This is a genomic window from Streptomyces sp. GDS52 (assembly GCF_052246875.1).
GTDB classification, from domain to species: domain Bacteria; phylum Actinomycetota; class Actinomycetes; order Streptomycetales; family Streptomycetaceae; genus Streptomyces; species Streptomyces cathayae.
Genome location: NZ_CM125966.1, coordinates 4,998,916 through 5,019,063 on the forward strand (window position 1 = coordinate 4,998,916; position 20,148 = coordinate 5,019,063).

Genomic DNA, 20,148 nt, shown 5'->3' on the forward strand with positions numbered 1-20,148 from the left:
CCTGTGCCAAGGGCGAGGGCCGGTTGAGCCCCGATTCGGAGATGTCCGAAGGACGTGGCAACATGCCGTCATGTCCTTGGCGCTCACCGATCTCCTTCCGCACCCCGTCGTGCAGGCACCCATGGCGGGCGGTGTCTCCGTGCCGCAGCTCGCCGCGGCCGTCTCCGAGGCGGGCGGGCTCGGCTTCCTGGCCGCCGGGTACAAGACCGCGGACGGGATGTACCAGGAGATCAAGCAGCTGCGCGGACTGACCGGCCACCCGTTCGGCGTCAACGTCTTCATGCCCCAGCCCGAGACCCCCGACCCGGCCGCCGTGGGCGTCTACGCCCACCAGCTGGCCGGTGAGGCCTCCTGGTACGAGACCGAGCTCGGCGACCCCGACAGCGGCCGCGACGACGGCTACGACGCCAAACTCGCCGTCCTGCTCGACAACCCGGTGCCGGTGGTGTCGTTCCACTTCGGTGTGCCGACCCGCGAGGTCCTGGACTCCCTGCGCCGCGTCGGCACGTTCACCCTGGCCACCGCGACCACCGCCGAGGAGGCGCGGGCCGTGGAGCGGGCGGGCGCCGACGCGGTGATCGCGCAGGGCGTCGAGGCCGGCGGCCACCAGGGCACCCACCGGGACCTCCCGGAGAACGACGGCTCCGGCGTCGGACTGCTGTCCCTGGTCGCCGAGGTGCGGGAGACGGTGGGCATCCCGATCGTCGCCGCCGGCGGCATCATGCGCGGCAGCCAGATCGCCGCGGTGCTCGCGGCCGGCGCCTGGGCGGCCCAGCTCGGCACCGCCTTCGTCGCCACCCACGAGTCCGGCGCGCACGCCCTGCACAAGCAGGCGCTGACCAGCCCCCTGTACGTGCGCACCGAACTGACCCGCGCCTTCTCCGGACGCCCGGCCCGCGGCCTGGTCAACCGGTTCCTGCGTGAACACGGCCCGTACGCGCCCGCCGCCTACCCGGACGTCCACCACCTCGCCGCGCCGCTGCGCAGGGCCGCCGCCAAGGCGGGGGACGCACAGGGTATGGCCCTGTGGGCGGGACAGGGCCACCGGATGGCCCGGGAACTGCCCGCCGGGCAGCTGGTGGAGGTGCTGGTCGCCGAACTCGCCGCCACCCGCGCGGCGTTGTCGGCGGGAGGTGCCGGATGACCGCGCCGGTCTTCGTGGTGGAGGACTTCGGCACGGACGGCTCCGGGCACCATGTGCTCGACGGCCCCGAGGGGCGGCACGCCGTCTCCGTGAAGCGGCTGCGGGCCGGGGAGAGCGTCGTCCTCACCGACGGCGCGGGCCGCAGGGCCGAGGGCGAGGTGACCGGCACCGAGGGCAAGGACCGGCTGATCGTGCGCCTCGGGGACGTCGTCGAGGAGCCCGTGGAGTGGCCCCGGCTCACCGTCGTCCAGGCGCTGCCCAAGGGCGACCGGGGCGAGCTGGCCGTGGAGACGATGACCGAGGTCGGCGTCGACGCGATCGTGCCGTGGTCCGCGGCGCGCTGCGTCACGCAGTGGAAGGGCGAGCGCGGTCTGAAGTCCCTCGCCAAGTGGCGGGCGACGGCCCGGGAGGCCGGCAAGCAGTCCCGTCGGGCGCGCTTCCCCGAGGTCGCGGACGCGGCGACGAGCAAGCAGGTTGTCTCACTTCTCGCCGAAGCCGACTTCGCCGCCGTGCTCCACGAGAGCGGCACCGAGCCCCTGGCGACCGCCGGACTCCCCGCCACCGGCAGCATCGTGCTGGTCGTCGGCCCCGAAGGCGGGGTCTCGCCGGAGGAGCTGGCGCTCTTCGCGCAGGCCGGCGCCACGCCCTACCGACTGGGCCGCAGCGTCCTGCGCACCTCCACCGCGGGCACCGCCGCCGCGGCCGTCCTCCTGGCCCGCACGGGCCGCTGGTCCTGACCCCCCGGACGGCCGTTCGCCGTCAGCCGCGCGGCCGGCCGTCAGCGGTCCGCCGCGCGGGCGGCGGCGACCGCCGGGAACAGGTCCCAGCCGTCCGGCTCCGCGGCCCCGGTGAGCAGCCCGCGCCGGACCGCCTCGTCGACGAAGGCCCGTACGACACCGGGCTCGTGCAGGTCGAGCGCCGCGTGCCCGCCGAGGGCCACAGCCCCGGAGTGCAGGAAACCGTCGGGGACGAAACGGCCCTCGCCGCCCCGGAACACCAGGTGGGTCATGGTCGTCGTCCCCTCCCGGGTCAGTGCGAGCACCTCATGGCAGGGCTCGCCGGTGTGGTGCCGATGACGCACCGACCACAGGGAGACGGCCGTTCCGCCCGGGGCGGTGTCGTCCACGACGAGCCGTCTGGCCGGCGTTCGCTGCGCATCACTCCACGGTAGTGAGGAGTGGCCGTATGCGCCCTACCGTCACGCGTGGGGCGGTGGCAGGCTGCCGGGCATGGGGGCATCGAGGTGGGTCCGGGACGGGACACGGTGGCGGCGGGCGGCGTCGGCCGTCGGGTTGGTCGTGGTCGCCGTGGGCGGGGCCGTGGCGTGCGAGCCGGGTGCGATCGGCACGGCGTCGGTGGCGTACACGACCGACGAGACGGTCACCAGAGAGCTCAACCGGCAGAAGGCCGGGGTGCGGTGGCTCAGCTGCACCGCCTCCTACGGGAACCAGGACGGCGCGTCGTCGCGGCCCGCGAGCGAGGACACCGTGGCCACCGTGGACTGCGACGGGGAGACCGAGGACGGCAAGGAGATCACCGTCACCGGGAAGATCACCCATGCCGTCGACGGCGCCTGTGTGCGCGGGGACATCACCGCGAAAGTGGACGGCAAGCAGTGGTTCCGGGTCGACGGCCTGGGCGACTGCGACGCCACCAGCCCGCCCGCGGTGGGCGAGCCCACGCACCGGGGCCCTCCCCCAAGTTCTCGGCTCCACTCGAACAGGGGGGACCCCCACCCCACCGTCACCGTGACGGTCACCACGACCGTGTGGTGCGAGCAGTACCCGTCCTGTCGCCCCGTCGAGGGCAAGTGATCCAAACCCCTGTCCAGGCCGACCGCGCGTGCATAGGGTGATCGAGTGACACAGTCTGCATCGGTCGCCCCCGCCGCGTATCTCCGGTTCCCGCATCCGCACGGCGAGTTGGTCGCCTTCACCGCCGAGGACGACGTGTGGCTCGCCCCGCTCGACGGCGGCCGGGCCTGGCGGGTGAGTGCCGACAACGTGCCGGTGACGCTCCCCCGTATCTCGCCCGACGGCACCACCGTCGCCTGGACCTCCACCCGGGACGGCGCCCCCGAGGTGCACACCGCGCCCGTCGAGGGCGGCCCCGGCCGGCGTCTGACGTACTGGGGGAGCGGGAAGACCCAGGTGCGCGGCTGGACCCCAGACGGGAAGGTCCTCGCGCTCAGCACCCAGGGCCAGGCCAGTCTGCGCCGCACCTGGGCCCGCGCGATCCCCCTCGACGGCGGACCCGCCACCACCCTGCCGTACGGCCCCGTCGGCGACGTCGCCCACGGGCCGCGCACGGTCCTGCTGTCCGCGACGATGGGCCGCGAGGCCGCCTGGTGGAAGCGGTACCGGGGCGGCACGGCGGGCAAGCTGTGGATCGAGCAGGCCACCGGAGACGGGGACGACGGTGCCGACAACCCGGCCGACGGCTCAGGGGAGTTCGTCCGGCTGCACGGTGACCTCGACGGGAACATCGAGTACCCGCTGTGGGTGGGGATGGGGGTCCCCCCTGTTCGAGCGGAGCCGAGAACTTGGGGGAGGCTTGGGTTCCTCTCCGACCACGAGGGCACCGGTGCCCTGTACTCCTCCCTCGCCGACGGGTCCGACCTGCGCCGGCACACCCCCCTCGGGGGTTTCTACGCCCGGCACGCCGCCACCGACGGCACCCGCGTCGTGTACTCCTGCGCCGGTGAACTGTGGATCCTCGACGACCTGGACGGGGCCGAGCCGCGCCGGCTCGACATCCGGCTGGGCGGGCAGCGCGTCGACCTCCAGCCGTTCCCGGTGAACGCCGCCCGCTGGTTCGGCTCCGCCTCCCCCGACCACACCGCGCGCGGCAGCGCCGTCTGCGTGCGCGGCACCGTCCACTGGGTCACCCACCGCGCCGGCCCCGCCCGCGCGCTCGCCGCCACCCCCGGTGTACGGGCCCGCCGCCCGCACACCTTCCGCGCGGACGGCGAGGAATGGGTGGTGTGGGTGACGGACGCCGAGGGCGAGGACGCCCTGGAGTTCGCCCCCGCCACCGGCCTCGCCCCCGGAGCGAGGCCGCGCCGGATCGCCGCCGGACAGCTCGGCCGCGTCCTGGGCCTGGCCATGGCACCCGACGGCAGCCGCGCCGCGGTCGCCTCGCACGACGGCCGTCTCCTGCTCGTCGAGCGGGAGAGCGGCGAGGTCCGCGAGGTCGACCGCAGCGAGCACGGCGACGTCTCCGGGCTGACCTTCTCGCCCGACTCCGCCTGGCTCGCCTGGTCCCACCCCGGCCCCCGCCCGCTCAGCCAGCTGCGGCTCGCCGACCTCACCGACCTGTCGGTCACCGAGGCGACCCCGCTGCGCTTCCAGGACTACGCGCCCGCGTTCACCCTCGACGGCAAGCACCTCGCCTTCCTGTCGACCCGCTCCTTCGACCCCGTCTACGACGAGCACGTCTTCGACCTCGCCTTCGTCGAGGGCGACCGCCCGCACCTGATCACCCTCGCCGCGACGACGCCGTCCCCGTTCGGCCCGCAGCGGCACGGCCGTCCCTTCGAGACGCCGGACCGGGACGAGACCCCCGACAGCGAGGGCACCCCCACCACCCGGATCGACCTCGAGGGGCTGGCCGACCGGATCGTGCCGTTCCCGGTGGAGGCCGCCCGCTACTCCAACCTGCGCGCCGCCAAGGACGGGGTGCTGTGGCTGCGGCACCCGGTGCGCGGTGTGCTCGGCGCCTCCAGGGCCACCCCCGACGACCCCGACCCCAAGACCGAGCTGGAGCGCTACGACCTCGTCCAGCAGCGCCTCGAGCATCTGGCCGCGGACGCCGACCACTTCGAGGTCAGCGGCGACGGCAAGCGGGTGCTGCTGTGGACCGACGGGCGGCTGAAGGTCGTCCCCAGCGACCGGCGCGCGCCGAACGACGACGACAGCGACGGCAACATCACCGTCGACCTCGACCGGGTGCGCCAGTTCGTCGACCCGGCCGCCGAGTGGCGGCAGATGTTCGACGAGGCCGGCCGCATCATGCGGGACAACTACTGGCGGCCGGACATGAACGGCGTCGACTGGGACGGCGTCCTCGACCGCTACCGGCCCGTCCTCGACCGGCTCGCCACCCACGACGACCTGGTCGACCTCCTCTGGGAGGTGCAGGGCGAACTCGGCACCTCGCACGCCTACGTCACCCCGGGCGGCGGCCACGGCGGCGGTGCCCGGCAGGGCCTGCTCGGCGCGGACATCTCCCGCCACGAGGACGGCAGTTGGCGCGTCGACCGGATCCTGCCCGCGGAGACCTCCGATCCGCAGGGCCGCTCCCCGCTGGCCGCGCCCGGCGTCGCGATCCGCACCGGTGACGCGATCGTCGCCGTGGCCGGACAGCCGGTCGACCCGGTGGCCGGACCGGCGCCGCTGCTGGTCGGCACCGCGGGCAGACCGGTCGAGCTGACCGTCTCCCCGGCCGGCGGCGGGGAGCCGCGGCACGCGGTCGTCGTCCCCGTCGCCGACGAGGAGCCGCTGCGCTACCACGCCTGGGTCGCCGACCGGCGGGCCCACGTCCACGAACGGTCCGGTGGCCGGCTCGGCTACCTCCACGTGCCCGACATGCAGGCCCCCGGCTGGGCCCAGATCCACCGAGACCTGCGGGTCGAGGTGACCCGCGAGGGCCTGATCGTGGACGTCCGGGAGAACCGCGGCGGACACACCTCCCAGCTCGTCGTCGAGAAGCTGGCCCGGCGGATCGTCGGCTGGGGCGTGCCGCGCGGCATGAGTCCGGACAGCTACCCGCAGGACGCGCCGCGCGGCCCCGTGGTCGCCGTCGCCAACGAGTTCTCCGGCTCCGACGGCGACATCGTCAACGCGGCGATCAAGGCGCTCGGTATCGGCCCGGTCGTCGGCACCCGCACCTGGGGCGGCGTCATCGGCATCGACAGCCGCTACCGGCTCGTCGACGGCACCCTGGTCACCCAGCCCAAGTACGCCTTCTGGCTGGAGGGGTACGGCTGGGGCGTGGAGAACCACGGAGTGGACCCGGACGTCGAGGTGGTGCAGCGCCCGCAGGACCACGCGGCGGGGCGGGACGTGCAGCTGGACGAGGCGGTCCGGCTGGCGCTGGCGGCCCTGGCGGAGAACCCCGCGAAGCAGCCGCCGTCCCTTTCCTGACGGCCGGGACGGATACGATGCCCGGGTAGGCGACCCCCCGGGCATCACCCGGGCAGTGACCGGGCAGCAACCGGGCGAGGAGGCACACCCATGGCAGGGGAACCGCAGGACGACTGCCTGTTCTGCAAGATCGTCGCCGGGCAGGTCCCGTCGACGATCGTCCGCGAGACGGAGACGACCGTCGCGTTCCGCGACATAAACCCGCAGGCGCCGACGCACGTCCTGGTCATCCCGAAGGCGCACCACAAGGACGCGGCGGCCCTGGCCGTGGCCGCTCCCGAGGTCGCGGCGGACGTCCTGCGCGAGGCCCAGGCCGTCGCGGACCAGGAGCAGTTGGAGAGCCACCGCGTCGTCTTCAACACCGGCAGCGGCGCCGGACAGACCGTCTGGCACGCGCACGCCCACGTCCTGGGCGGCCGCGGTCTCGAGTGGCCCCCCGGATAGGCGACTCCTTGTCCGTACGCGAACTGGTGGTCCTCGGCACCGCCAGCCAGGTCCCCACCCGCCACCGCAACCACAACGGCTATCTGCTGCGCTGGGACGGTGAGGGCATCCTGTTCGACCCCGGCGAGGGCACCCAGCGCCAGATGCTGCGCGCCGGGGTCGCCGCGCACGACCTGAACCGGATCTGCGTCACCCACTTCCACGGCGACCACTCGCTCGGCCTCGCCGGAGTGATCCAGCGCATCAACCTCGACCGGGTGCCGCACCCGGTCACCGCCCACTACCCGGGCTCCGGGCAGCGCTTCTTCGACCGGCTGCGCTACGCCACCGCCTACCGCGAGACGGTCGGCATCACCGAGGCGCCGGTCGGCGCCGACGGCCCGCTCGCCCGCACCGCCGGGTACACCCTGGAGGCGCGGAAACTGTCGCACCCCGTGGAGTCGTACGGCTACCGGCTGGTCGAACCCGACGGGCGGCGGATGCTGCCCGACCGGCTCGCCGCGCACGGCATCAAGGGCCCGGACGTCGGCCGCCTCCAGCGCGAGGGCACGCTCGACGGGGTCCCGCTGGAGGAGGTGAGCGAGGTGCGGCGCGGCCAGCGGTTCGCGTTCGTCATGGACACCCGGCTCTGCCCGGGGGTGTACGCGCTGGCCGAGGGCTGCGACCTGCTCGTCATCGAGTCCACGTTCCTCGACGAGGACGAGGAACTCGCCGTCGAGCACGGCCATCTGACGGCGGGCCAGGCGGCCCGGGTGGCGCGGGACGCGGGCGTGCGGCACCTGGTGCTCACCCACTTCAGCCAGCGCTACGGCGACCCGGAGGAGTTCGAACGGCAGGCACGGGCCGCCGGGTACGAGGGGGAGCTGACCGTGGCGCGCGATCTGCTGCGGGTGCCGCTTCCGAAGCGTCGCTGAGATCGCCGTACGATATTTCGATGCCCGTACCCAAAGCCGAACTGCACCTTCACATCGAAGGCACCCTCGAGCCCGAGCTCGCCTTCGCCCTCGCCGCGCGCAACGGCGTCGCACTGCCCTACGCCGACACCGACGCCCTGCGCGAGGCGTACCGGTTCGAGGACCTCCAGTCGTTCCTGAACCTGTACTACGAGCTCATGGCGGTGTTGCGCACCGAGCGGGACTTCGAGGACCTCGCCGACGCCTACCTGGCCCGCGCCGCCGCCCAGGGCGTGCGGCACGCGGAGATCTTCTTCGACCCGCAGGCCCATGTGTCCCGGGGCGTCGCTATGGACACGGTGGTCGACGGGCTGTGGCGGGCCCTGGAACGCGGGGAGCGGACGCACGGCGTCTCGACCCGGCTGATCATGTGCTTCCTGCGGGACGAGTCCGCCGAGTCGGCCCTGGCGACCCTGGACGCCGCCAAGCCCCACCTGGACCGGATCACCGGGGTCGGCCTCGACTCGGCCGAGGTCGGACACCCGCCGGCGAAGTTCCGCGAGGTGTACGAGGCGGCCGCCGCGCTCGGACTGCGGCGGGTGGCGCACGCCGGTGAGGAGGGGCCACCGGAGTACATCACCGAGGCGCTGGACGTCCTCGGCGTCGAACGGATCGACCACGGGCTGCGCTGCACGGAGGACCCGGCGCTGGTGGAGCGGCTGGTGCGGGACCGCGTTCCGCTGACCCTGTGCCCGCTGTCCAACGTCCGGCTGCGCACCGTGGACACCCTCGCCGACCACCCGCTGCCCGCGATGCTCGACGCCGGCCTGATGTGCACGGTGAACTCCGACGACCCGGCCTACTTCGGCGGCTACGTCGGGGACACCTTCGACGCGGTGCGCGACACCCTCGGCCTCGGCCCGGAGCGGCTGCGCGAACTGGCCCGCAACTCCTTCCTCGCCGCGTTCCTGGACGACGACGAGGAGCGCCGGGCGCGCTACCTCGCCGAGGTGGAGGCCTACGTCTTCCCGTAGTTCTCGCAGTCCTGGCAGCTCCCGCGGTTCCTGTCCTTCCCATTGACGGGGTCTGTTCGCCTCTCTCACCTCTGTTCCCATGTGTGGATGACGTTCGTACGGTGGGACGGCGCGGGTGGGCCTCGGTGCGGCGACGGGGGCGGCGCCTTGGCCCGTCGGCCCCGCCCGCCACCGGCCTGGACCTCGTAGGAGCTGCCCCGTGACCGTGCCGACCGCCCGCGACCTGACCGTCACCGAGGTACGGCTCACGCCGATCCTGGTCGCCGACCCGCCGCTGTTGAACACCCAGGGGGTGCACCAGCCGTACACGCCCCGGCTGATCGTCGAGATCGTCACGGCGGACGGGACCACCGGCGTGGGGGAGACCTACGGCGACACCAAGTACCTGGAACTCGCCCACCCCTTCGCCGAGCAGCTGAAGGGACGCCAGGTCACGGATGTGAACAGCCTCTTCGTGCTCCTGGACGAGGTCTCCGTGGCGGCCTCCCGGGTGGAGGACGCCGTCGACGTCGGCGGGCTGCGCGGTGTGCAGACCGCCGACAAGCTGCGGCTGTCCATCGCCTCCGCCTTCGAGGTCGCCTGCCTCGACGCCCTCGGCAAGGCGCTCGGACTGCCCGTGCACGCACTGCTCGGCGGCAAGGTCCGCGACGCCGTGGAGTACAGCGCGTACCTCTTCTACCGGTACGCCGAGCACCCCGAGGGCGTCGCCGCCGAGAAGGACGACTGGGGCGCCGCCCTGGACCCGGCCGGCGTCGTCGCGCAGGCCCGTGCCTTCGAGGAGCGGTACGGCTTCACCTCGTTCAAGCTCAAGGGCGGCGTCTTCCCGCCCGAGGAGGAGACCGCCGCCGTCCGCGCCCTCGCCGAGGCCTTCCCCGGCCACCCGCTGCGGCTCGACCCCAACGGGGCCTGGTCCGTCGAGACCTCGGTCCGGGTGGCCGAGGAGGTCGGCGGGCTCCTGGAGTACCTGGAGGACCCGACGCTCGGCACCACCGCCATGGCCGAGGTCGCCGCCCGCACCGGAGTGCCGCTCGCCACCAACATGTGTGTGACGACCTTCCCCGAGATCAAGGAGGCGTTCACCACGGACGCCGTCCAGGTCGTCCTCTCCGACCACCACTACTGGGGCGGGCTGCGCAACACGCTGCACCTCGCCGCCGTCTGCCGCACCTTCGGCGTGGGCGTCTCCATGCACTCCAACACCCACCTCGGCATCAGCCTCGCCGCGATGACCCACGTCGCGGCCACCGTGCCGGACCTGCACCACGCCTGCGACTCCCACTACCTGTGGCAGTCCGAGGACGTGCTCACCGAACGCCTCACCTTCGAGGACGGCACCGTGCGGGTGTCCGACGCCCCCGGCCTCGGCGTCACCCTCGACCACGACCGGCTCGCCGCCCTGCACCGGCGGTGGCTGGCGGACGACGGCGCGCTCCGCGACCGCGACGACGCGGCGGCCATGCGGATCACCGACCCCGCCTGGGTCACCCCGCCGGTGCCCCGCTGGTGAACCGGTGAGACGAAGAACCCCCGGATGTGACGGCCGTGACGGACGGCGGGCTGTCCGTGAGGTGGTGCACACTGGCCGGAACCGCACCAGGCCAGGGAGCGCATCGTGAAGGCGTCCACCACGTCGTCCGAAGAGGGAGCCGACGACAGTGCCCCCCGGGGCGTCATCAGCCACAGCGGCACCCCGGCGGGGGCGCACGGCGTGCCCCACGTCGACCCGCTCGCCGCGCTGCGCACACCCGGCGACCCGCCCTGGGACGTCTACCTCACCGGCACCGTCTTCCTCGACATCATCTTCACCGGGCTCGACTCCGCCCCGGTGCGCGGGACCGAGTCCTGGGCGCGCGGGATGGGGTCGAGCCCCGGCGGCGTCGCCAACATGGCCACCGCCCTCGCCCGCCTCGGCCTGCGCACCTCCCTCGCGGCGGCCTTCGGCGACGACCACTACGGGGAGTACTGCTGGGACGCCCTGGAGCGGGGCGAGGCCATCGACCTCTCCGCGTCGCGCACCGTGCCCGGCTGGCACTCCCCGGTCACCGTCTCCATGGCCTACGAGGGGGAGCGCACCATGGTCACCCACGGCCACGAACCGCCCCCGGAGGAGCCCTCCCACCGGCCGGCCTCCAGCAGCGGCAAGCTGCCCCCGCCCGGCGCGCACCTGTCGCCCCGCCCGCCCCGCGCGCGGGGCGCGGTCGCCTCCCTCGCCCCGGGACGCAGCGAGCGCTGGATCGCCCACGCCGCGCGGCAGGGGACCAGGATCTTCGGCGACGTCGGCTGGGACGACACCGGCCGGTGGGACCTCGCCGCACTGCCCGACCTGCGGCACTGCGAGGCGTTCCTGCCGAACGCCGAGGAAGCCATGCGCTACACCGGCACCGACTGCCCCCGCGCCGCCGCGCACGCCCTCACCGAGCACGTGCCGGTCGCGGTGGTCACCCTCGGCTCGGAGGGGGCGTACGCCGTGGACCGGCGCACCGGGGAGAGCGCCGAGGTGCCCGCCATCGCCGTCGAGGCCCTCGACCCGACCGGCGCGGGGGACGTCTTCGTGGCGGGCTTCGTCACCGGCAGCCTGGCCGGCTGGCCGCTCGCCGACCGCCTCGGCTTCGCCGGCCTGACCGCGGCCCTCTCCGTCCAGGAGTTCGGCGGCTCCCTGTCGGCGCCCGGCTGGTCGGAGATCGCGGCCTGGTGGCGCGAGGTCCAGTCCGTCGAGGGCCAGGACCCGGCCGCCCTGAGCCGGTACGCGTTCCTCGCGGACCTGATCCCCGACGGGCTGGTCCGCCCCTGGCCCCTGCGCAGAGCGGTCCCCACCATCGGCTTCGGCCGGTCCGCCTGACCCCCGCCCACCGGCCGTCACCCGGTCCCCGCCCGTCCGCGACCACCCCGCCGGTAAAAGGCCTACGGGGTTGTCACCGCCGCGTCGTACCCTGGGAGGCGCGAGGCCGCCCTCAGCTGCGCGGCCCTGACGAGGAGGAATCGCAGGCCTTCAGCGCCGGCCCATGACTCAGACACCCACAGCTCAGACCCCCGCGCAGGAGCAGGCGAGAGTCCAGTTCACCGTCCCGGCCAAACACCCCATGGTGACCGTGCTGGGTTCCGGAGACTCCCTGCTGCGCGTGATCGAGAAGGCCTTCCCGGGGGCCGACATCCATGTCCGGGGCAATGAGATCAGCGCGGTCGGCGATGCCGCCGAAGTCGCCCTCGTCTCGCGCGTTTTCGACGAGATGATGCTGGTGCTGCGCACCGGGCAGCCGATGACGGAGGACGCGGTGGAACGCTCGATCGCCATGCTGAAGGCGAGCGAGAACGGGGAGAGCGACGGCCAGGAGACCCCGGCCCAGGTGCTCACACAGAACATCCTGTCCTCGCGCGGCCGCACGATCCGCCCCAAGACGCTCAACCAGAAGCGCTATGTGGACGCGATCGACAAGCACACCGTCGTCTTCGGCATCGGTCCCGCCGGTACCGGCAAGACCTATCTCGCCATGGCCAAGGCGGTGCAGGCCCTGCAGTCCAAGCAGGTCAACCGCATCATCCTGACCCGCCCCGCGGTCGAGGCCGGAGAGCGCCTGGGCTTCCTGCCCGGCACCCTCTACGAGAAGATCGACCCGTACCTGCGCCCGCTCTACGACGCCCTGCACGACATGCTCGACCCCGACTCCATCCCGCGCCTGATGGCGGCGGGCACCATCGAGGTCGCCCCGCTGGCGTACATGCGCGGCCGGACGCTCAACGACGCCTTCATCATCCTGGACGAGGCGCAGAACACCAGCCCCGAGCAGATGAAGATGTTCCTCACCCGGCTCGGATTCGACTCGAAGATCGTCATCACGGGTGACGTCACCCAGGTCGACCTGCCGAGCGGCACCAAGTCCGGTCTGCGGCAGGTGCAGGACATCCTGGAGGGCCTCGAGGACGTCCACTTCTCCCGGCTGTCGTCGCAGGACGTCGTACGCCACCGGCTGGTGGGCCGTATCGTCGACGCGTACGAGCAGTACGACAGCGAGCACGGCACCCAGAACGGCACGCACCAGAGCGGCGGCCGGGACAAGGCCGGGCACAAGGGGAAGTAGACCGAACAGCAGATGTCGATCGACGTCAACAACGAGTCCGGAACCGAGGTCGACGAGCAGGCGATCCTCGACATCGCCCGCTACGCGCTCGCCCGGATGCGCATCCACCCGCTCTCCGAGCTCTCGGTGATCGTCGTGGACTCCGGGGCGATGGAACAGCTCCACATCCAGTGGATGGACCTGCCCGGCCCGACGGACGTGATGTCGTTCCCGATGGACGAGCTGCGGCCGCCGTCCAAGGACGGCGACGAGCCACCGCAGGGCCTGCTCGGCGACATCGTGCTGTGTCCCGAGGTCGCCGCCCGGCAGGGCGCCGAGGCGCCGACGCGGCACACCATGGACGAGGAGCTGCACCTGCTCACCGTCCACGGTGTGCTGCACCTGCTGGGCTACGACCACGAGGAGCCCGACGAGAAGGCCGAGATGTTCGGCCTGCAGGCCGCCATCGTGGACGGCTGGCGCGCGGAGAAGGGCATGACCGGCCCGTCCCCCGCCCCGACCGTGTCATGAGTCCCGGACTCCTCCTCGGCGCGATCGCCCTGATCGTCGTCGCCTGGCTGTTCGCCTGCGCGGAGACGGGCATCGCGCGCGTCTCCGGCTTCCGCGCCGAGGAGGCCGTGCGCTCCGGCCGCCGGGGCAGCGCCGGGCTCGCGAAGCTCGCCGCCGACCCCACCCGCTACCTCAACGTGGCGCTGCTGGTCCGCGTCGGCTGCGAGATGGCCGCCGCCGCGCTGGTCACCTACGCCTGCCTGAGGCAGTTCGACGGCACCGCCGAGGCGCTGCTGATCGCCATCGCGGTCATGGTCCTCGTCTCGTACGTGGCCGTCGGGGTCTCCCCGCGCACCATCGGCCGCCAGCACCCGATGAACACGGCCACGGCGGCGGCGTACGTGCTGCTGCCGCTGGCCAGGATCATGGGACCGATCCCGTCCCTGCTGATCCTCATCGGCAACGCGCTCACCCCCGGCCAGGGCTTCCGGCGCGGTCCCTTCGCCTCCGAGGCGGAACTGCGCGCGCTGGTCGACCTCGCGGAGCAGGAGTCGCTGATCGAGGACGAGGAGCGCCGCATGGTGCACTCGGTCTTCGAGCTGGGGGACACCCTGGTCCGTGAGGTCATGGTCCCGCGGACGGACCTGGTGATGGTCGAGCGCTACAAGACCATCCGCCAGACCCTCACCCTCGCCCTGCGCTCCGGTTTCTCCCGGATGCCGGTGACCGGCGAGAGCGAGGACGACATCGTCGGCATCGTGTACCTGAAGGACCTGGCCCGCAAGACGCACATCAGCCGGGACGCGGAGAGCGAGCTGGTGTCCACGGCGATGCGGCCCGCGTTCTTCGTGCCCGACACCAAGAACGCCGGCGATCTGCTGCGCGAGATGCAGAAGGACCGCAACCACGTCGCCGTCGTCATCGACGAGTACGGCGGCACCGCGGGCATCGTCACCATCGAGGACATCCTCGAGGAGATCGTCGGCGAGATCACCGACGAGTACGACCGGGAGATCGCGCCGGTGGAGGAGCTGGGCGAGGACCGCTACCGGGTCACCGCCCGTCTCGACATCACCGACCTCGGCGAGCTGTACGGCCTGGAGGAGTACGACGACGAGGACGTGGAGACCGTCGGCGGACTGCTCGCCAAGCTGCTCGGCCGGGTGCCGATCGCGGGCGCGTCCGCCGTGGCCGGCCTGCCCGACGAGCGCCGGCTGCGGCTGACGGCGGAGGCGGCGGCAGGCCGCCGCAACAAGATCGTCACCGTGCTGGTGGAGCCGGTGGCGCCGGGAGACCCGGGGGAGCCGGTGGACCCGTCCCGGGTCGATGAGGAGCCGACGCGATGACCCCGGAGGACCTGCGTGGCCTCTGTCTTTCCTTCGACGCCGCCGTGGAGGACTTCCCGTTCAACCCGGAGACCTCGGTCTTCAAGGTGCTGGGCAAGGTCTTCGCGCTGACCGCCCTGGACGCGCGGCCCCTGACGGTCAGCCTCAAGTGCGACCCGGAGGACGCGGTCCGGCTCCGCGCCGAGCACCCCGGCCTGATCGTCCCCGGGTGGCACCTCGACAAGCGCCACTGGAACACGGTGACCGTCGACGGCGAGCTCCCCGACGGGCTGGTCCGGGAGCAGGTCGAGGACTCCTACGACCTGGTCGTCGCCGGCCTGCCGCGCGCGGAGCGGCTCCGCCTCGACCGCCCCTGAGCAGGGCTCCGTATGCTCGGGTCCATGACAGACAGCAGCGCGCTCGACCCCGAGGACCACAAGATCATCACCCTGGCCCGTTCCGCGCGGGCCCGCAACGGTGTGCCCGAGGGGGCCGCCGTGCGGGACGAGAACGGGCGGACCTATGTCGCGGGGACCGTGGCCCTGGACTCCCTGCGGCTGACCGCCCTGCAGACGGCGGTGGCGATGGCGGTGGCGTCCGGGGCGAAGTCGCTGGAGGCGGCGGCCGTGGTGACGACGGAGGAGTCGGTGCCGGCCGCGGACCTCGCGGCGGTACGGGACCTCGGCGGCCCCGGAACCCCGGTGCTGCTGGCCGGCCCGGACGGCACGGTCCGGGAGACACTCGCCGCGGGATGATCTCCGTGGGGCCACCCTGGGGTCATCCCTGAGGTCATCCCCAAGGGCCACCCCAGGGGGGTGATTCAACGGGGGGTGTTACCGGCGGTAAATAGGCCGGATTTCCACCTTGCCGCCGCCTCGTCCCCCGCGCATCAATGGAACCGTTGTCTCCGACGGGCTCTCGGACCCGGCCCGTCGGATCCCTTCGTCTCGTGCAGCGTCACCGCTCCCACCTGCCCGAGCACTTCCCCCCACGGAAAGGGAACCGGACTCCATGAGAGGTACACGAACCGGCACCGGCGCGTTTCTGGCCGCCGCCGTGGCGGCCTGCGGGCTCGCCTTCGCCCCCTCCGCCGCCGCCGTCGCCCCCGGGGCGGCCACGGTCAACGCCGACTGCGGAAGCTGGGGCGGTGGCGACGCCACCCTCACGGCCACCCAGAGCGGCACGTCCGCCACCGTCACCATCAACACCTCCGCGGTCACCGCACCCCTCGCGATCGGCAAGGACTCGCTCGTCTCGCAGCTCACCCTGGTCAAGGCCGGCGGCGGCACCACCGTCTTCAAGGGCACCAAGAACCCGGCCATGGCGACCGGGGCCGCCCTCGAGGTCGGCCCGCTCTCCGGGACCGTCGCGTCCGGCGACAGCCTGGAGGCGTTCGGCGGCACGCTGAAGGTGACCGCGTTCGGCTTCATCACCATCACGTGCACGGCCACCGGACCGCAGTCACCGGGCCCGTTCGTCTTCGACTGACCCCCCGGCCGTCACTCCCCGGTTCCCCCTCCCCACTCCCCAGTCCCACCGGTCCGGGCGCCCCACCGGGTGTCCGGACCGGTGGGGTGTGCGGGCCGGTGCGGGCGGGTGGTACGGCGGGGCCTCGGGGATCAGGGACAATGGGCGGCATGAGTGTTCGTACCCAGTCATCCGAGCAGCCCGCCGAAGCTGTCCACCGGGCCGGCTTCGCCTGCTTCGTGGGCCGCCCCAACGCGGGCAAGTCCACCCTCACGAACGCTCTGGTCGGGCAGAAGGTGGCGATCACCTCCAACCGGCCGCAGACGACCCGGCACACCGTGCGCGGCATCGTCCACCGCCCCGAGGCGCAGCTGATCCTCGTCGACACCCCCGGCCTGCACAAGCCGCGCACACTGCTCGGCGAGCGGCTGAACGACGTGGTCCGCACCACCTGGGCCGAGGTCGACGCGATCGGCTTCTGCATCCCCGCGGACCAGAAGCTCGGCCCCGGCGACCGCTTCATCGCCAAGGAACTGGCCGGGATCAGGAAGACCCCGAAGGTCGCCATCGTCACCAAGACCGACCTGGTGGACAGCAAGACCCTGGCCGAGCAGCTCATCGCCGTCGACCTGCTGGGCAAGGAGCTCGGGATCACCTGGGCGGAGATCGTCCCGGTGTCGGCGACCACGGACCAGCAGGTCGACCTGCTGGCCGACCTCCTCGTCCCGCTGATGCCCGAGGGCCCCGCCCTCTACCCCGAGGGCGACCTGACGGACGAACCCGAGATGGTCATGGTGGCGGAGCTGATCCGCGAGGCCGCCCTGGAGGGCGTCCGCGACGAGCTGCCCCACTCCATCGCCGTGGTCGTGGAGGAGATGCTGCCCCGCGAGGACCGTCCCGCCGACAAGCCCCTCCTCGACATCCATGCCTACCTCTACATCGAGCGCACCAGCCAGAAGGGCATCGTCATCGGCCCCAAGGGCAAGCGGCTCAAGGACGTCGGCATCAAGTCCCGCCAGCAGATCGAGGCCCTCCTCGGCACCCCTGTCTTCCTCGACCTGCACGTCAAGGTGGCGAAGGACTGGCAGCGGGATCCGAAGCAGCTGCGACGACTGGGGTTCTGACGCGGGTGGGTGCTTCGGTGAGTGCCTGAGGGACGTCGGCGGCCGCACGCCGACGCGGCCTCGACCCGCACGTCAAGGTCGCGAAGGACCGGCAGCGAGGTCACCGGCGCTGCTCGCGCAGCATCTCCCGGAACCAGCCGTAGGACGCCTTCGGAGTGCGCTCGAGGGTCTCGAAGTCCACGTGGACCAGGCCGAAGCGGCGGGTGTAGCCCTCCGCCCACTCGAAGTTGTCCAGCAGGGACCACACGAAGTAGCCGCGCACGTCCACGCCCGCCTCCACCGCCCGGTGCAGGGCGCGGACATGGCCGTCGAGGTAGACGATGCGGGCCTGGTCGTCGACGCCCTCGTAGGAGCAGCCGTTCTCGGTGATGAGGACCGGGGGGAGCCGGTCGCCGTAGCGGGCCCGGAAGGCGGTGAGGAGCTCGGTCAGGGCCCCGGGGACCACCGGCCAGCCGAAGTCCGTCACCGGGTACCCCTCGATCTCCCGTACCGAGAAGGGGAGCTCGGCCGGCATGCGGACACCGCCGAACTCGGTCCCGGTGCCCTGCGGGGCGCCCACCCGGGTCGGCGCGTAGTAGTTGACGCCGTACCAGTCGACCGGCTCCCCGATGACCCCCAGGTCCGCCTCGACGTCGCCCGGCATCAGTTCGCCGAGGCCGTCCGGGTAGCGGCCGAGCAGCACGGGGTCGGCGAACAGGCGGTTCAGGAGCATGTCGTAGAAGTCCGCCGCCGCCACGTCCGCCGGGTCCGGGCCGGCCCGCCAGACCGGGCCGTGGGAGTTGGCGATGCCGATGTCGCCGGCACCGGCCGCGCGCAGGGCACGCACCGCCAGCCCGTGTGCGAGGAGTTGGTGATGGGCCACCGGCAGCGCGTCGAGGAGCAGCTTCCGGCCAGGGGCGTGGACGCCCAGCGCATGGCCCAACAGGGTGTGCTCGGCGGGCTCGTTGAGGGTGATCCAGCGCGCCACCCGGTCGCCGAGCCGGTCGGCGACCTCGGACACGTACTGGGCGAAACGCTCCGCGGTGCTCCGCTCCAGCCAGTCCAGGCCGGCCGGCAGGTCCCAGTGGAACAGCGTCGGCACCGGTCGCACCCCCGCCGCGCACAGGTCGTCGACCAGCCGGTCGTAGAAGTCCAGGCCGCCCTTCGCCCGCACTCGCGGCCAGGAGACCGAGAAGCGGTACGCGTCCACCCCCAGTCCGGCCAGCAGCGCCACGTCCTCGCCGTGGCGGTGGACGTGGTCACAGGCCACCGCGGCCGTCGAACCGTCCCGCACCCGCCCCGGCTCGGCGCTGAACTCGTCCCACACGGACGGTTCGCGTTCGTCCACCGCGCCCTCGATCTGGTGCGCCGAGGTCGACACGCCCCACAGGAAGCCGTCCGGGAAGCGGGGGACCGGTTTCGTCGTCGCCATGGCACGGATCATCCGCACCGACCGCCACCCACGTCAACGCCCCTGCGGACAACGGTGGTTACGCGCCCTCCTGGAGCACTCTGCTGATCAGCGTGCGCTGTTCCTCGGTCAGCCGGGGGTCCGCGCAGTACACGGTCCTCCCGTCCACGGTGATCCGATAACTGAAGCCGTCCGGCACCCCGGCCGGCGGTGTGCCCCGGCCCGTGGCCACGGCCCCCTCGGCCAGGGCGTGCCACTCGGGCGCGTCGGCCCGTCCCGAGGTGTCCACCTCGGCCTGCCGCTCGATACCGGCGAATCCGCCGGTGCGTGTCACCTGGATGCGCATGGGTCCGTGTCTAGTACGGAACTACAGCGTCCGCACCCCCACCCGCTCCCAGGCCTTCGACACCGCCCGCAGTTCCTCGCCCTCCCCGAACCGGGCCCGCGCCGCCTCCACCGTCAGCGTCGCGAAGTCCGTGAACTGCGCGTCCTGCGACAGCTCGCCACCGGTCAGCACGTCGTACCAGACCTGCCCCGCCCGCTCCCAGGAGTGCCCGCCGAGGGTGGTGGCGGCGAGGTAGAAGGCGTGGTTGGGGATGCCGGAGTTGATGTGGACGCCGCCGTTGTCGCGGCCGGTGCGGACGTAGTCGTCCATCGTCGAGGGCTGCGGATCCCTGCCGAGGACGTCGTCGTCGTACGCGGTGCCCGGCTCCTTCATGGAGCGCAGCGCCTTGCCGGTGACCCGCGGGGCGAGCAGCCCCGCGCCGATCAGCCAGTCGGCCTCGCCGGCGGTCTGGCCGAGCGTGTACTGCTTGATCAGGGCGCCGAAGACGTCCGAGACCGACTCGTTGAGCGCGCCGGACTGGCCGAAGTAGTCCAGGTTGGCGGTGTACTGGGTGACGCCGTGCGCGAGTTCGTGGCCGATGACGTCGACGGGGAGGGTGAAGTCGAGGAAGATCTCCCCGTCCCCGTCGCCGAAGACCATCTGGTCGCCGTTCCAGAAGGCGTTGTTGTAGTCCCGGTCGTAGTGCACGGTCGCGACCAGCGGCAGCCCGGCGCCGTCGATCGAGTCGCGGGAGAACGCCCTGAGGAAGAGTTCGAAGGTGGCGCCGAGGCCCGCGTAGGCGCGGTTGACGGTGGCGTCCTTGCCCGGCTCCTCGCCCTCCCGGCGGGCCACCGCCCCCGGCAGCTTCGTGCCGTGCCGGGCGTCGTGGACGGTGCGGTGCGGCGTGCCGGACTCGGCCGCGGGGAGCGGGGCGGCGGGGGCGGCGCCGACGACCGTGGTCAGACGGCGCTGGGTGCGCTCGTAGGCGTCGCGCTGGAGGGTGCGGCGGGCGGGTCCGGAGAGTGCGGGGTCCTCGGCCTGCGCGAGCCGGTCGAGGACGTGCGGCGGGACGATGGTGCAGAAGACGGGCTCGAAGCCCCCGTTGGTGGTCATGTCCGGCACTCTTGCACTGTGTGATGCCATTGTCACCATCCGTGACCATGATGGATGAAAAGTGTGGTCGATCCCCGTGGTCGGGCGCTCTGAAGTGGTATACGGCACTTTTTGTCCCGTTTCTCCCTCTGGTCCCGCATACTGATACGGACGCTCGCACGGGCCTGTGTCTCGGTTAAG

Annotated in this window: 20 protein-coding genes; 16 read left to right on the forward strand and 4 right to left on the reverse strand. The window is 72.7% G+C overall.

Going from position 1 to position 20,148, the window contains the following annotated elements:
* Positions 1-70 precede the first annotated feature (70 nt).
* Positions 71-1,144 (forward strand): nitronate monooxygenase, encoded by a 1,074-nt coding sequence (locus ACTWJ9_RS22755; RefSeq protein WP_279336116.1) that lies wholly within the window; start codon positions 71-73, stop codon positions 1,142-1,144.
* The gene (locus tag ACTWJ9_RS22760) at positions 1,141-1,881 is read left to right on the forward strand and encodes a 16S rRNA (uracil(1498)-N(3))-methyltransferase (protein WP_279336117.1); all 741 of its coding nucleotides are present in this window, start codon (positions 1,141-1,143) and stop codon (positions 1,879-1,881) included. Before ACTWJ9_RS22755 ends, ACTWJ9_RS22760 begins: the two co-directional genes overlap by 4 nt.
* A gap of 41 nt (positions 1,882-1,922) precedes the next feature.
* Here the strand turns inward: ACTWJ9_RS22760 and ACTWJ9_RS22765 are convergent, their stop codons facing one another.
* On the reverse strand, positions 1,923-2,270 hold the full coding sequence (locus tag ACTWJ9_RS22765) for a hypothetical protein (RefSeq protein ID WP_279336118.1): 348 nt from the start codon (positions 2,268-2,270) through the stop codon (positions 1,923-1,925).
* 103 nt (positions 2,271-2,373) lie between these two features.
* Between ACTWJ9_RS22765 and ACTWJ9_RS22770 the strand changes: the two genes are divergently transcribed.
* The 14 genes from ACTWJ9_RS22770 (at position 2,374) to era (ending at position 17,140) form a co-directional block, all read left to right on the forward strand.
* Positions 2,374-2,958 carry a hypothetical protein gene (locus tag ACTWJ9_RS22770; RefSeq protein ID WP_443294702.1) on the forward strand — a complete coding sequence of 195 codons (585 nt, stop codon included), beginning with the start codon at positions 2,374-2,376 and terminating at the stop codon, positions 2,956-2,958.
* Positions 2,959-3,003: 45 nt separating this feature from the next.
* Positions 3,004-6,288 carry a S41 family peptidase gene (locus ACTWJ9_RS22775; RefSeq protein ID WP_443294703.1) on the forward strand — a complete coding sequence of 1,095 codons (3,285 nt, stop codon included), beginning with the start codon at positions 3,004-3,006 and terminating at the stop codon, positions 6,286-6,288.
* Between the two features lie 90 nt (positions 6,289-6,378).
* Positions 6,379-6,732, forward strand: a complete 354-nt coding sequence (locus ACTWJ9_RS22780; RefSeq protein ID WP_109376970.1) for an HIT domain-containing protein — start codon at positions 6,379-6,381, stop codon at positions 6,730-6,732.
* An 8-nt stretch (positions 6,733-6,740) separates the two neighbouring features.
* Positions 6,741-7,646, forward strand: coding sequence for a ribonuclease Z (locus ACTWJ9_RS22785; protein WP_279336121.1), 906 nt, complete (start codon positions 6,741-6,743; stop codon positions 7,644-7,646).
* A gap of 20 nt (positions 7,647-7,666) precedes the next feature.
* Positions 7,667-8,659: an adenosine deaminase gene (locus tag ACTWJ9_RS22790; RefSeq protein ID WP_279336122.1), complete on the forward strand. Its 993-nt coding sequence runs from the start codon at positions 7,667-7,669 to the stop codon at positions 8,657-8,659.
* A gap of 205 nt (positions 8,660-8,864) precedes the next feature.
* Positions 8,865-10,166: a glucarate dehydratase family protein gene (locus ACTWJ9_RS22795; protein ID WP_443295917.1), complete on the forward strand. Its 1,302-nt coding sequence runs from the start codon at positions 8,865-8,867 to the stop codon at positions 10,164-10,166.
* A gap of 165 nt (positions 10,167-10,331) precedes the next feature.
* Positions 10,332-11,498, forward strand: a complete 1,167-nt coding sequence (locus ACTWJ9_RS22800) for a carbohydrate kinase family protein (RefSeq protein WP_443295918.1) — start codon at positions 10,332-10,334, stop codon at positions 11,496-11,498.
* Positions 11,499-11,661: 163 nt separating this feature from the next.
* Complete coding sequence (locus ACTWJ9_RS22805; RefSeq protein ID WP_279336124.1) at positions 11,662-12,735, forward strand: PhoH family protein; 1,074 nt, start codon at positions 11,662-11,664, stop codon at positions 12,733-12,735.
* A 12-nt stretch (positions 12,736-12,747) separates the two neighbouring features.
* Positions 12,748-13,245, forward strand: coding sequence for an rRNA maturation RNase YbeY (gene ybeY, locus ACTWJ9_RS22810; protein WP_279336125.1), 498 nt, complete (start codon positions 12,748-12,750; stop codon positions 13,243-13,245).
* Positions 13,242-14,570, forward strand: coding sequence for a hemolysin family protein (locus ACTWJ9_RS22815; RefSeq protein WP_387037037.1), 1,329 nt, complete (start codon positions 13,242-13,244; stop codon positions 14,568-14,570). The genes ybeY and ACTWJ9_RS22815 overlap by 4 nt, the downstream gene beginning before the upstream one ends.
* Positions 14,567-14,926 carry an MmcQ/YjbR family DNA-binding protein gene (locus tag ACTWJ9_RS22820; protein ID WP_387037034.1) on the forward strand — a complete coding sequence of 120 codons (360 nt, stop codon included), beginning with the start codon at positions 14,567-14,569 and terminating at the stop codon, positions 14,924-14,926. Before ACTWJ9_RS22815 ends, ACTWJ9_RS22820 begins: the two co-directional genes overlap by 4 nt.
* Positions 14,927-14,950: 24 nt before the next feature.
* The gene (locus tag ACTWJ9_RS22825; RefSeq protein ID WP_279336128.1) at positions 14,951-15,304 is read left to right on the forward strand and encodes a cytidine deaminase; all 354 of its coding nucleotides are present in this window, start codon (positions 14,951-14,953) and stop codon (positions 15,302-15,304) included.
* 256 nt (positions 15,305-15,560) lie between these two features.
* Entirely contained in the window at positions 15,561-16,037 is a 477-nt protein-coding gene (locus ACTWJ9_RS22830) for a hypothetical protein (RefSeq protein WP_279336129.1), read from the forward strand.
* A 149-nt stretch (positions 16,038-16,186) separates the two neighbouring features.
* Positions 16,187-17,140 (forward strand): GTPase Era, encoded by a 954-nt coding sequence (gene era / locus ACTWJ9_RS22835; RefSeq protein ID WP_279336130.1) that lies wholly within the window; start codon positions 16,187-16,189, stop codon positions 17,138-17,140.
* 100 nt (positions 17,141-17,240) lie between these two features.
* On the opposite strand, the gene ACTWJ9_RS22840 is transcribed toward era, so the two are convergent.
* From ACTWJ9_RS22840 to ACTWJ9_RS22850, 3 genes are read right to left on the reverse strand one after another with little or no spacing between them, the layout of a single operon-like run.
* Positions 17,241-18,551 (reverse strand): GH1 family beta-glucosidase, encoded by a 1,311-nt coding sequence (locus ACTWJ9_RS22840; protein WP_443294704.1) that lies wholly within the window; start codon positions 18,549-18,551, stop codon positions 17,241-17,243.
* Between the two features lie 58 nt (positions 18,552-18,609).
* Positions 18,610-18,876 carry a protealysin inhibitor emfourin gene (locus tag ACTWJ9_RS22845; RefSeq protein ID WP_279336132.1) on the reverse strand — a complete coding sequence of 89 codons (267 nt, stop codon included), beginning with the start codon at positions 18,874-18,876 and terminating at the stop codon, positions 18,610-18,612.
* A gap of 21 nt (positions 18,877-18,897) precedes the next feature.
* Positions 18,898-19,968 carry a M4 family metallopeptidase gene (locus ACTWJ9_RS22850; protein WP_279336133.1) on the reverse strand — a complete coding sequence of 357 codons (1,071 nt, stop codon included), beginning with the start codon at positions 19,966-19,968 and terminating at the stop codon, positions 18,898-18,900.
* Positions 19,969-20,148 lie beyond the last annotated feature (180 nt).

Excerpts from the sequence above, each read along its gene's own strand:
- ACTWJ9_RS22850 (WP_279336133.1), bottom strand. The coding sequence starts at position 19,968 with ATGACCACCAACGGGGGCTTCGAGCCCGTCTTCTGCACCATCGTCCCG.
- era (WP_279336130.1), top strand. The coding sequence starts at position 16,187 with ATGAGTGTTCGTACCCAGTCATCCGAGCAGCCCGCCGAAGCTGTCCAC.
- ACTWJ9_RS22805 (WP_279336124.1), top strand. The coding sequence starts at position 11,662 with ATGACTCAGACACCCACAGCTCAGACCCCCGCGCAGGAGCAGGCGAGA.
- ACTWJ9_RS22755 (WP_279336116.1), top strand. The coding sequence starts at position 71 with ATGTCCTTGGCGCTCACCGATCTCCTTCCGCACCCCGTCGTGCAGGCA.
- ACTWJ9_RS22845 (WP_279336132.1), bottom strand. The coding sequence starts at position 18,876 with ATGCGCATCCAGGTGACACGCACCGGCGGATTCGCCGGTATCGAGCGG.
- ACTWJ9_RS22780 (WP_109376970.1), top strand. The coding sequence starts at position 6,379 with ATGGCAGGGGAACCGCAGGACGACTGCCTGTTCTGCAAGATCGTCGCC.
- ACTWJ9_RS22815 (WP_387037037.1), top strand. The coding sequence starts at position 13,242 with ATGAGTCCCGGACTCCTCCTCGGCGCGATCGCCCTGATCGTCGTCGCC.
- ybeY (WP_279336125.1), top strand. The coding sequence starts at position 12,748 with ATGTCGATCGACGTCAACAACGAGTCCGGAACCGAGGTCGACGAGCAG.
- ACTWJ9_RS22770 (WP_443294702.1), top strand. The coding sequence starts at position 2,374 with ATGGGGGCATCGAGGTGGGTCCGGGACGGGACACGGTGGCGGCGGGCG.
- ACTWJ9_RS22825 (WP_279336128.1), top strand. The coding sequence starts at position 14,951 with ATGACAGACAGCAGCGCGCTCGACCCCGAGGACCACAAGATCATCACC.
- ACTWJ9_RS22840 (WP_443294704.1), bottom strand. The coding sequence starts at position 18,551 with ATGGCGACGACGAAACCGGTCCCCCGCTTCCCGGACGGCTTCCTGTGG.
- ACTWJ9_RS22790 (WP_279336122.1), top strand. The coding sequence starts at position 7,667 with ATGCCCGTACCCAAAGCCGAACTGCACCTTCACATCGAAGGCACCCTC.
- ACTWJ9_RS22820 (WP_387037034.1), top strand. The coding sequence starts at position 14,567 with ATGACCCCGGAGGACCTGCGTGGCCTCTGTCTTTCCTTCGACGCCGCC.
- ACTWJ9_RS22760 (WP_279336117.1), top strand. The coding sequence starts at position 1,141 with ATGACCGCGCCGGTCTTCGTGGTGGAGGACTTCGGCACGGACGGCTCC.
- ACTWJ9_RS22830 (WP_279336129.1), top strand. The coding sequence starts at position 15,561 with ATGAGAGGTACACGAACCGGCACCGGCGCGTTTCTGGCCGCCGCCGTG.